The organism is Streptomyces morookaense, from assembly GCF_013030945.1.
GTDB classification, from domain to species: Bacteria; Actinomycetota; Actinomycetes; order Streptomycetales; family Streptomycetaceae; genus Streptomyces; species Streptomyces morookaensis.
The window spans coordinates 278937-289260 of sequence record NZ_JABBXF010000006.1 but is presented as its reverse complement, the minus strand read 5'-3'; the positions used below and the strand labels follow the sequence as shown (position 1 = coordinate 289260).

The 10324-nt window shown below is 74.1% G+C and carries 7 protein-coding genes; 1 reads left to right on the top strand and 6 read right to left on the bottom strand.

What is annotated here, in order from left to right:
* Positions 1–143: 143 nt before the first annotated feature.
* The 4 genes from HG542_RS04580 to purD all read right to left on the bottom strand — a co-directional run bounded on the left by HG542_RS04580 (position 144) and on the right by purD (position 5966).
* A complete protein-coding gene (locus tag HG542_RS04580; protein ID WP_171078705.1) occupies positions 144–1043 on the bottom strand; it encodes a phosphoribosylaminoimidazolesuccinocarboxamide synthase in 900 nt (299 codons plus the stop codon).
* Positions 1044–1114: 71 nt separating this feature from the next.
* Positions 1115–2593 (bottom strand): N,N-dimethylformamidase beta subunit family domain-containing protein, encoded by a 1479-nt coding sequence (locus HG542_RS04575; RefSeq protein WP_171078704.1) that lies wholly within the window; start codon positions 2591–2593, stop codon positions 1115–1117.
* Between the two features lie 175 nt (positions 2594–2768).
* Positions 2769–4424, bottom strand: a complete 1656-nt coding sequence (locus HG542_RS04570) for a hypothetical protein (RefSeq protein ID WP_171078703.1) — start codon at positions 4422–4424, stop codon at positions 2769–2771.
* Between the two features lie 294 nt (positions 4425–4718).
* On the bottom strand, positions 4719–5966 hold the full coding sequence (gene purD, locus HG542_RS04565; RefSeq protein WP_171078702.1) for a phosphoribosylamine--glycine ligase: 1248 nt from the start codon (positions 5964–5966) through the stop codon (positions 4719–4721).
* A gap of 299 nt (positions 5967–6265) precedes the next feature.
* Here purD and HG542_RS04560 point away from each other — a divergent pair, with 299 nt between their 5' ends.
* Positions 6266–7006 (top strand): SLATT domain-containing protein, encoded by a 741-nt coding sequence (locus tag HG542_RS04560; protein ID WP_227723442.1) that lies wholly within the window; start codon positions 6266–6268, stop codon positions 7004–7006.
* Positions 7007–7090: 84 nt separating this feature from the next.
* Here the strand turns inward: HG542_RS04560 and HG542_RS04555 are convergent, their stop codons facing one another.
* Together HG542_RS04555 and HG542_RS04550 are read right to left on the bottom strand one after the other, a co-directional pair.
* Positions 7091–7741, bottom strand: coding sequence for a putative DNA-mimic protein (locus tag HG542_RS04555; protein WP_171078701.1), 651 nt, complete (start codon positions 7739–7741; stop codon positions 7091–7093).
* 49 nt (positions 7742–7790) lie between these two features.
* Positions 7791–10295, bottom strand: coding sequence for a dolichyl-phosphate beta-glucosyltransferase (locus HG542_RS04550; RefSeq protein ID WP_171078700.1), 2505 nt, complete (start codon positions 10293–10295; stop codon positions 7791–7793).
* Positions 10296–10324: the final 29 nt, after the last annotated feature.

Genomic DNA, 10324 nt, shown 5'->3' with positions numbered 1-10324 from the left:
AGTTTCGCAGGCCGAATCTGAGAGCGCTCTTATCCGGCTGCGGGCCGGTGGGGGCTTGTCGCGCAGTTCCCCGCGCCCCTTCGGGGCGCGATGCCGCCGCAACGGCGATCAACCGCAGCCCACGGGCCCCGCCTACCGGGCCGTCAGGCCCACTTGGTGCCCGTGAGGCGTTCGTACGCCTCCGCGTACTTGGCGTGGGTGCGTTCCACGATCTCCTCCGGGAGGGGCGGCGGGGGGAGGTGGCCGTGGCGGTCCCAGCCGGAGGCCGGGGACGTCAGCCAGTCGCGGACGAACTGCTTGTCGTAGGAGGGCTGCGCCCTCCCCGGCTGCCATTCGTCCGCCGGCCAGAAGCGGGAGGAGTCGGGGGTGAGGACCTCGTCCGCGAGGACCAGGTCCCGTCCGCCGAAGCCGAATTCGAACTTGGTGTCCGCGACGATGATGCCGCGGTCCCGGGCGATGTCCCGGGCCCGCCCGTAGACCGCGAGCGTCAGCTGCCGCAGCTGTGCCGCCGTCTCGGCGCCCACCTGGCGGGCGACCTCCTCGTACGGGACGTTCTCGTCGTGCTCGCCGACCTCCGCCTTGGTTGCGGGCGTGAAGATGGCGGACGGGAGTTCGGAGCCGTCCTCCAGGCCCTCGGGGAGGGCCAGTCCGCAGACGGTGCGGGTCTGCCGGTACTCGGCGAGGCCGGAACCGGTCAGGTAGCCGCGGGCCACGCACTCGACCGGGAGCATGTCCAGGGAGCGGCAGACGAGGGTGCGGCCGGCCCAGTCCGCGGGGGCGCCGGGCGGGGCGTCGGTGGAGAGGACGTGGTTCGGGACGAGGTCCGTGAGGCGGTCGAACCACCACAGGGACAGCTGCGTGAGGATGCGGCCCTTGCCGGGGATCTCGGTGGGCAGCACCCAGTCGTACGCGGACATGCGGTCGCTGGCGACCATCACCAGATTGCCGTGCTCGTCGCGGTAGAGGTCACGGACCTTGCCCGTGTGCAGATGCACGAGCCCCGGCACCTCGGCCGGTTCGGGCTTCTCGACGAATCCGGACACGCAATCCTCCTGGTGGTTTGTCCAAGCCCCCTCGATTCTGCCGCATGGGTCCGGACGGCGGAGGGGCGGGTTCAGCAGCGTTTGCAGATGCGGTCCAGAAGGTTGGCCGTGGCCCGCTGGACGCGGGCGTCCGTGTGGCCCGGGCGGTCCAGGGCGGGGGACCAGGCGAAGGTGCCCGCGGCGAAGACCAGGGCGCCGCTCGGGGCCCGGTACAGCGAGGTCTCCTGGTGGCGCACGGCGCCCTCGCCGTCCCGGTAGGGCGAGTGGGCGAGGAGGATGCGGCGGGTGTGCTCGGGCAGGGCCGTCCGGGGGTAGTAGCGGTCGGCCTCGCCCGCGACGAGGCCCGGCAGTTCGTCGCCCTCGCCCGCGCCCGTGGCCTCCCACAGCCAGTGGTCGGCGTTGCGGACGACGAGGGGGGCGGGTTCCGGGACCCGGCCCGCGTACTGGATGCCGAGAAGCTGCTGCTCGGGAGGAGAAACGTCCCTCCAGAGGGCTGAGCGCCCGGGGCCGCGGCGCTTGCGGCAGCTGAGCAGATGGTCGGGGCCGGCGGGCGAGGGGGCCAGATCGACCTGCCAGTACATGGTGTTGGCCGAGAGGAAGACCAGTGACGTGCCGGCGTCCCGCGCGGCCTCCACGGCCTGCCGCATGGGCACCGACCAGTACTCGTCGTGGCCGGGGAAGACCATGCCCCGGTAGCGGGAGGGGTCGATGCGGCCCGCGTGCAGGTCGCGGGTGTCGGCGTAGGCGAGGCTGTAGCCGTAGCGCTCGGCCCAGCGGATGAAGTCGTAGGCGTGGCCCACGTGCAGCGGCAGGCCGGCGCCCGCGAAGGGGCGGTCGAAGGAGACCGTGGTGGCCGCGCCCTCCTCGCCGAGCAGGCGGCCGTCCGCGTCCCACGCGTGGTAGAGGCTGGCGCCCGTGCGGCCGTCCTCCGGGTAGAGGTTGTAGGCCTGCCAGGTGATGTCGGGCAGGACGAGCAGCAGATCCGCGGGGGTGGCGTCGCGGATGAGGAAGGGGATGTGGCTGCGGTAGCCGTCGGCGGTGGTCAGGACGGCCACATGGGCACCGGTGCTCCAGTAGCCGGGGATCTGCAGCCGCCAGGAGAGCCACCAGTGGTGGCAGGAGACCGTGCGCTCCACGGTGAGCGGCGGCGGCTGGACGATGCCGGAGAGCCGGGGGCTGCTGCTGATCTTCGCGGCGCCGTCGCCCCCGTAGTGGCCGATGCGGTAGACGTCCACGCCGAACTGCTGCGGCGGGTCGACCGTGATGCGGAAGTCCACGGCCTCGCCGGGGGCGACGGTGCTCGCGGTGGCGAAGCCCTTGATCTGGCGGTGGACGTCGTCGGCCGTGCGGGGACCGGGCCGGCGGGGTGCGGGCACCCCCGCGCCGCCGCGGGCCGGCACCGGGTCCACGTACCAGGGGATGATCTGGCCGGTGTCGGCGAAGTAGTACTCGTCGCCGCGGAGCCAGGGCAGCGGGCCCTGGCCGAAGGGATCCGAGACGGCGTGCGCGAGCGCGCCGGACTCCCAGCGGCGGATCTGGTCCGTACCCATCTGCGCTCCCTCCCCTGTGCCCCCGTGGCGCCGGTTCCGTCCCGCCTCAGCCGTCCCAGCAGAGCACATGGACGATCCGGCTCGTCACCGGTTGTCGTGAAATTCCCCGAAAGTGATGGTCCGAGCCCATACGCAGCGTCACATCGTCACATCAGCCAGGCCGGTTCGCCAGGGGTCAGACCAGCCGTACCGGCTTCTCCGCCCGCACACCGACCTCGCCGAGCCAGGCACGCAGCGGCTCGCCGTCCCCGTCCTCGACCAGGCTCAGGACCGTACGGGCCAGATCCGCGCGGCGGGCGCCGCCGACCAGCAGGGCCGGGCCGTCCAGCCAGTCCAGGCCGGGAGCGGCGCCGGCGGTGTCCACGGCGGCGCAGCACACCATGGCCGTCACATGGTCCGTGAGCAGCTCGCGGCCGCTGCGCGGCGGCTGCAGCGGGAAGAGCGGGGCCAGGCCGTCGCACCGGGGGTCGGCCGCAGGGACGGCCGCGCCGGAGTGCTCCGGGCGCTCCTCCAGGGCGGCCTCGCGGGCCACTTCGGCGCTCAGCCGCACCCCCAGCTCCTCCCCCAGGCCGCTGCCCGCGGGTCCGCTGAGGCGCTCCAGGACCCTGGCCACGGTCGGCGCCGCCGGGGTGCCGTCCGGGCCGGGCAGGGCGTCGGCGGCGCCGTAGGAGGCCAGGTCGTCGAGGACATCGAGGACGCGGTGCAGCCGGGCGGCCTCCAGCCGCCACTTGCGGTCCACGACCTCCTCCGGGTACTGGCTCCAGGCGACCGGCGACCAGCCGGCGCCGGGCTCCTGCGGGCCGCCGTGGAAGAGCCGGGCGGCCAGCAGCGAGGCGGCCTCGTCGATGACGCCCGGCTCCTCCAGCAGGTCGCACGCGGGCCGCTCGCCCAGCCGGGAGGCGAAGCCCTCCGCCAGCCGGTCGCGGCGGGAGAGCTCGGTGAGCGCGGAGACCACGCCCGCGTCCAGCCGGGAGGGCCAGCGGCCCATCCGCCAGGCGGGCAGGGCGACCCGGTTCAGCAGCCGGTCCCAGCCGGCGTAGGCGAGGCCGACCTGCTCCTGGGCGACGATGCGCAGCCCGTAGTCCACCGTCTGCGCGCGCTCGGAGGCGGCTGCGGCCACCCCGCGCTCCATCTCGGCCGCATGACCGCGGCATGAGCGCAGCAGCAGCCGGGCGGCCCAGCCCACGAAGGCGAGGGCGGGCCGCCCGGCCGCGACCGCCACGGCGGCGTCCAGCCCCCGGACGAAACGGCGGGCGGCCGCTATGTCGGGGTGGGCGGAGGGGCCCGTGCCCGCCACCACGGGCGCGAGCAGGGCGCGCAGCTCGGCCACGCGCATCCACCACAGGAACGGGGAGCCGATCACCAGCACCGGGGCCGCGCAGGCCCGCCCGCGGGCCGGCAGCACGCCGCGCGCGGAGGCGTGCGCCGGATGCGTGCGGTCCTCCAGCCAGCTGTCGCAGTCCGGGGTGAGGGCTATGGCGGAGGGCGCCGGGACGTCCAGCCGGTCGGCGAGGTCGCGGACCAGGCGGTAGAGGTCGGGGGCGGTCTCCTCCGGGATCGGGACGGTGGGGCTGAGGGCCGGTCTCGCCCGCGCGACCACGGCGGCCACGGCGGCCGCCAGCAGCAGCACGACGACGGCGAGGGCGCCCACCGCACCGCGGGCCGTCTCCCAGCCGGAGCCGTCCGGGATGCGGCCGGTGAGCCGGCCCGTGAGCAGCACGACCGCTGCCGCCGCGGGCAGCAGGGCGACGGCCAGCGCTGCACTGCGCACACGCAGCACGGCGAGGGCTCGGGTGCGCGCGGCGTGCGCGCCGGGTTCGGGAACTGCCACGGGACCTGATCACCCCCAGTTGCCGGTAGTGCTCCGCCGAGGTGTGCGGCGCGGGCCCGGAGGGGCCCGTGCCGCAGTCCTTTGCCTGTCTCCCCCACTGTGGCACCGGCCTCCGACATCGCAATGCCGGTGGGCCAGTTGGGCCGCCCTCGCAGCCGGACGTCAGTCGTACGGCAGGCGGCCTGCGCCGACCCTAGATTGCGGGCACGGCATCCGTCAGCCGGTTGGGGGATCGGTCACCCGATCGAATGGCCTTGGCCAAAGGATGTGCGGCGGCGTCCCGTTCGGCCCCGTTCAGCCCCGTGCGGCCTGTTCCGCGATGTCCGTGCGGTGGTGCGAGCCGTCCAGGCGGATCCGGGACACCGCCGCGTACGCCCGCTCCCGGGCCGTGGCCAGGTCGTCCCCGGTGGCGGTCACGGACAGCACCCGGCCGCCCGCGCTGACGACACGGCCCTCGGCGTCCCGGGCGGTGCCCGCGTGGAGCACGTACGCCTCCTCCGCCGCGGCGGCCTCCGGCAGGCCCTCGATCACGTCGCCGGTGCGCGGCGTGCCCGGGTAGTTGTGCGAGGCGATCACGACGGTGACGGCCGCGCCGTCGCTCCAGCGCAGCGGCGGCACCTCGGCCAGGCGGCCCGTCGCGGCGGCCAGCAGCAGCCCGGCCAACGGGGTCTTCAGGCGGGCCAGCACGACCTGGGTCTCGGGGTCGCCGAAGCGCGCGTTGAACTCGATCACCCGCACCCCGCGCGAGGTGAGCGCCAGCCCCGCGTAGAGCAGCCCGGAGAACGGCGTGCCCCGGCGGCGCAGTTCGTCCACGGTGGGCTGCAGCACGCTCTCCAGCACCTCGTCGACGAGCTTCGGCGACGCCCACGGCAGCGGCGAATAGGCGCCCATGCCACCGGTGTTGGGGCCCTCGTCGCCGTCGAGGGCGCGCTTGAAGTCCTGCGCGGGCTGCAGCGGGACGACCGTCTCGCCGTCCGTGAGCGCGAAGAGGGAGACCTCGGGCCCGTCCAGGAACTCCTCGATCACCACCCTGTCGCAGGCCAGCGCATGCTCGCGCGCGGTCTTCAGGTCGGCCGTGACCACGACGCCCTTGCCCGCCGCCAGGCCGTCGTCCTTGACGACGTACGGGGCGCCGAAGGCGTCCAGGGCCTCGTCGACCTCCTCCGGGGTGGTGCACACATAGCTGCGGGCCGTGGGGACGTTCGCAGCGGCCATGACGTCCTTGGCGAAGGCCTTCGAGCCCTCCAGCCGCGCCGCCTCGGCCGAGGGGCCGAAGACGGGGAAGCCGCGCTCCCGGAGGGCGTCGGCCACGCCCGCCACCAGGGGGGCCTCCGGGCCGACCACCACGAGGTCCGCGCCCAGCGCCGCGGCGAGCTCCGCCACGGCGGCGCCGTCGAGGGCGTCCACCGGGTGCAGCTCGGCGACGTCGGCGATCCCGGCGTTGCCGGGGGCGCAGTGCAGCGCGCTGACGTCGGGATCGAGGGAGAGAGCGCGGCACAGGGCATGTTCGCGGGCGCCGCCGCCGATGACGAGGACCTTCACAGGGGCCACCCTACGGCCTGCCCTGTGGATCACTACGACGCGGGCCCCGGGCCGGGATCGTAGGAACCTCCGTGAAACCTCCGTGGACCCGTCGTCCACTCTTCGCCCCACTCTTTCGGGTGAGGGTGCGAGCGCCCTATACCCGATTCCCCTGCACTTACGGACGGAAAAGGCCGGATCTTGCCTCCAACGCCAACCGTTCGGCGGTAGGAAGGAGGCTGCGCACTGCCATGACGCCATGACGGCATGACGACAAATCGAGCTCGACAGATCACTCGACAGATCAAGGGAGAGCAGGGGTGAGCCAGCCTGAGATGCAGCCCGAGGGGCCCCCGCGGGAGCAGGGAGGCCAGGGAGGGCAGCACCGGGGCGACCTGCGCGGCCGGACCTTCCCCCAGGGGGACTGGGGCGAGCCCGCCGTGCGGCTCGACGAGCTCTACCGGTGGGTGGAGAGCGGCGCGCTGTATCTGGCCGACTGGTATCTCGCCGACCGGGCCTGGAAACGCCGGTGGGCCCGCGCCCTGCGGCTCGCGGCGGCCGTGTGCGCGGTGATCGGTGCCGCGTTGCCGCTGCTGGAGCTGACGAAGGCGCTGCGCGGGGGTACGGCCTGGGCGTTCCTCTTCCTGCTGGGCGCGGTGGCGTGCGTGGCCTGCGACCGCTACTTCGGGCTGACGACGGGCTGGATGCGGGCCGTCGCGACGGCGCAGGCGGTCCAACGGCGGCTGGAGGCGCTGCAGTTCGACTGGGCGTCGGAGTGCGTGCGCGAGGTCCTCGGCCCGACGGAGGGCACGGCCAGCGAGGCCGCCGAGCGGTGCCTGACGGTGCTGCGGCGCTTCTCGGAGGACGTGTCCGAGCTGGTGCGGGCCGAAACGGCGGACTGGATGGTGGAGTTCCGGGCCGGGCCGGCGCCGTTGCTGACGCAGTCGCTCGTCGCCTGGTCGCCTCGCGGCGATGCCGGTGGGGCAATTGGGCGGTTCCCGTTGCCTCCGGGGACGCGGCCCAACATGCCGCGGCAGCGGCCGCCGGAGTCGCCCCGCTAGGGCCGGGGTCCGTTCGTCCGCGGGTCCGCGGTTCCCCGCGCCCCTTCGGGGCGCAAGCCACCGCAGCGTCGACATGGGCGCCCCTCAGCTGAACACGATCATCGAGCCCTGCCCCAGGCTTCGCGTCGCCGCCGCGTGCAGCCCCAGCCATACGTGGCGTTCCCTCGCGAACGGGCTGTCGTCCTCCGTGGCCGGTGCCACGCGTTCGTCCAGGCGGGTGGGGCGGCCGGGGGCCGCCGGGGTGGGCGGGGGGTTGTCGGGGTCGATGCCCAGCGCCGGTGCCACCGTGCGGAGTTCGCGCAGCAGGCCGTGGCTGGAGCCCAGCGGGCCGCCGCCTTCGAGGAGTTCGTCGGTGGACAGCGGGTGCGCGAAGTCCACGGGGACGTACGCCCCGGCGTGGTCGTAGTGCCAGACCAGGTGCGACTGCTGGGCCGTGGTCTCGAAGATCTCCAGCAACTGCTCGTAGTCGCCGCCCAGTTCATCCACCGGAGTGACCTCCAGGCCGCACAGGTTGAGCAGATGGGCGCGGCGCAGGAAGTGCAGGGCGTCGTAGTCGAAGCCGGCGACCGGTGCCACGTCCCCCGACAGGCCCGGCATGTAGCCGAAGACCGGCACGGGCGGCAGGCCCGCCTCGCCCAGGGCCTTGTCGTACGCGGCGATCTCCTCCGCGAACGGGTTGTCGGGGCTGTGGCAGAGCACGTCGACGAGGGGCACTAGCCAGAGGTCACAGGCCACGCGAGCTCGCTCTCGTAGGTGGTCGGGCGTCGGGCCAGAGTAGTGCCGCTCAGCCGGTTGTCATACCGTCCCGGGGACCATCCTCGGCCATCGCGTGGACGTCCCACACCCACGTGTCACCCGTCCACTGCGGTTGCCGTCCCGTCAGCCGGGTGACGGTCTCGCGCAGCGGCAGTTCGTGGTCCTGGTGCGCGAGGACGAGGGCGTCCGCGCGCCAGAAGGCGAGGTCCTTGCGGAAGGCGCTGCGCTCCCGGTCGCCGATGGCCGGGGCCTTGCCCGTCTCCCGTACCTTGCGCAGCAGTTCGGCGGTGGGGCGCTGCTCGGGCCCGTAGATGCCGATGCGTTCCGGACCCCACGGGCCGTTGAAGTAGCCGCCGGGGAAGGCGAATCCGAGGTCGGCCTGCACCTGCCAGCCCAGTGCGGTGGTGTCCTCCGGGCTGGGCACGGGGACGGGCACCAGGGAGTGGCCGGGGCGTACGTACTGGCGCCAGGTGCCGTCCGCGACGAAGGCGGGCGCCGGGGCGTGGCCGGCCGTCGGGTACGGGGTGGGGACGAGCGGGACGAGGGCCGCGGCGAGGCCCGCCCAGCCGAGCAGCCTGCGCGAGGACTCGCGTTCGTTGCGCAGGCGCTTGACGGCGAGCCGGTCGCAGGCGAGGGCGAGCAGGATACCGAGGGCGGGCACGCAGACCATGGCGACGCGGGACTCGATGACCGATTCGTAGAACGGCATCTTGGCCAGCAGGCGCCACGGGCCGGGCAGCGTCTTGTCGGTGCCGAGCAGGGGGATGTTCTGGCCGAGCGAGAGCACGGCGGCCGCGAGTGCGGTGAAGCCCAGGGCGCGGACGCGCGGCTGGTCGCGCAGGCGGACGACGATCGCGACGGCGACGACGACGAGCGGCCAGCCGAAGAAGGCGTTCTCCTCGGTCCGGTTGAGCGACAGGGAGGCGGCCACCTTCGGGTCGCCGGCGAGCGAGCGGGTGGCGAACTCCAGCAGCGCCATGGGGTTGTTGCCCACCTGCCCGTGCAGCACGCTGCGGTAGCTCTGCGCGCCGTGGAACTGCCAGAGCAGCGGGTAGGCCACGAGCGGCACGCAGACCAGGGCGGCGACGCCGAGCCCGCGCAGCAGCGGCCGGGCCACGGCCCGGGCGACGTCGGGGGCGGCCAGGGCGTAGCCGAGGGCGAAGAGGCCGCAGCCGGTCATGGCCAGCAGCAGGACCTCCTCGCCGAGGAAGATCTGGTAGGCGAGGAAGAGGCCGAGGACGGCGCCGTCCCGTCCGGTGCGGCGGCCCTCGCAGAGCCGCAGCATCCGGTCGACGATGAGCGGCATCATGAACAGCACCGTGAAGTTGGGGTGCGCGGTGCCGTGGGAGACCATCGGCGGGGCGAAGGCGCAGAAGGCGCCGCCCAGGGCGGCCGCCCAGCGGGACCGGACGAACCGCCTGGCCAGCAGCCAGTACCAGGACAGCGCGGTGGCGGCCAGGCCGCCGGTGAGCACGACCGACCAGGTGACCTGCGGCCCGAAGGCGAGCGTGACCGGGGCGAGGGGCACGGAGAGGCCCAGCATGGCGGTGTTGGCCATGAGGTTCACGCCGAGCGGGAAGTTCTGCAGGTCGGTGAAGAGCGGGTCGCGGAGGTGGGCGACGTTGTCGGCGGTGACGGCGAAGAACCACTCCCACTGCCGCTGGTCGGAGCCCGAGTCGGTGAGATAGCCGCCGCCGTCGGCGTCCCCCCACAGCCCGCGGTAGAGCAAGAACGCGAAGCCGAGGTAGAGGAGTCCGACGAGCAGGCCGGCCGGGCGGACGGAGCGGGCCCGCAGGCGTACGAGGTCGGCGAGGACGGCCGGGTAGGCCAGCGGCCGGACCTTGGAGCCGGGTTGGTGGGCCCAGCGCACGGGCACTTCGGCGACCTCCCAGTCCTGCTGGTGGAAGTGGCGCAGTATCTCCACGTCGTAACTCCAGCCGTCCAGGCGGGAGTCGGCGAAGGCGGCACGCACCTTGTCGCCGTCGAAGAGCTTGAACCCGCACTGGGTGTCCCGTATGCCGGGCACGGCCGCCGCGCGTATCAGCCCGGAGCCGAGCCGGCCGAGGGCGACGCGCAGCGGGTTCTGGCGTACGGAGATGCGGGAGCCGGGCAGGGCGCGGGAGCCCACGGCGGCCGCGGCGCCCTCGTCGAGGCGGCGCTGCAGCAGGGCCAGTTCCTCGATGGGCGTGGCCAGATCGGCGTCGGTGACCAGGACCCGGCGGCCGCGCGAGGCGAGGACGCCGGTGCGTACGGCGTGGCCCTTGCCGCGGTTGGCGGGGGTGCGGAGCAGCCGGATGCGGGGTTCCTCGGCGGCGGCGGCCTCGATGACGGCGACGGTGCCGTCGGCCGATCCGTCGTCGACGACGATCAGTTCCCAGTCGTCCGCAGCGCCCGCGTCAAGGGAGTCGAGGTGGGCGCGGATGGCGTCGAGACTGGGGGCGAGCCGCTGCTCCTCGTTGTAGGCGGGGACGACCACCGTCAGGCCGACAGCCGCTCCTCCGGGCGTCATGGCCGCCGGCGTCGCGGGCGTCATGGGCACTGTCACTCGGCATCACATTCGGC

Bases quoted from the DNA above. Each gene is read 5' to 3' on its own strand.
- HG542_RS04550 (WP_171078700.1), bottom strand. From the start codon at position 10,295: ATGACGCCCGCGACGCCGGCGGCCATGACGCCCGGAGGAGCGGCTGTC.
- HG542_RS04575 (WP_171078704.1), bottom strand. From the start codon at position 2,593: ATGGGTACGGACCAGATCCGCCGCTGGGAGTCCGGCGCGCTCGCGCAC.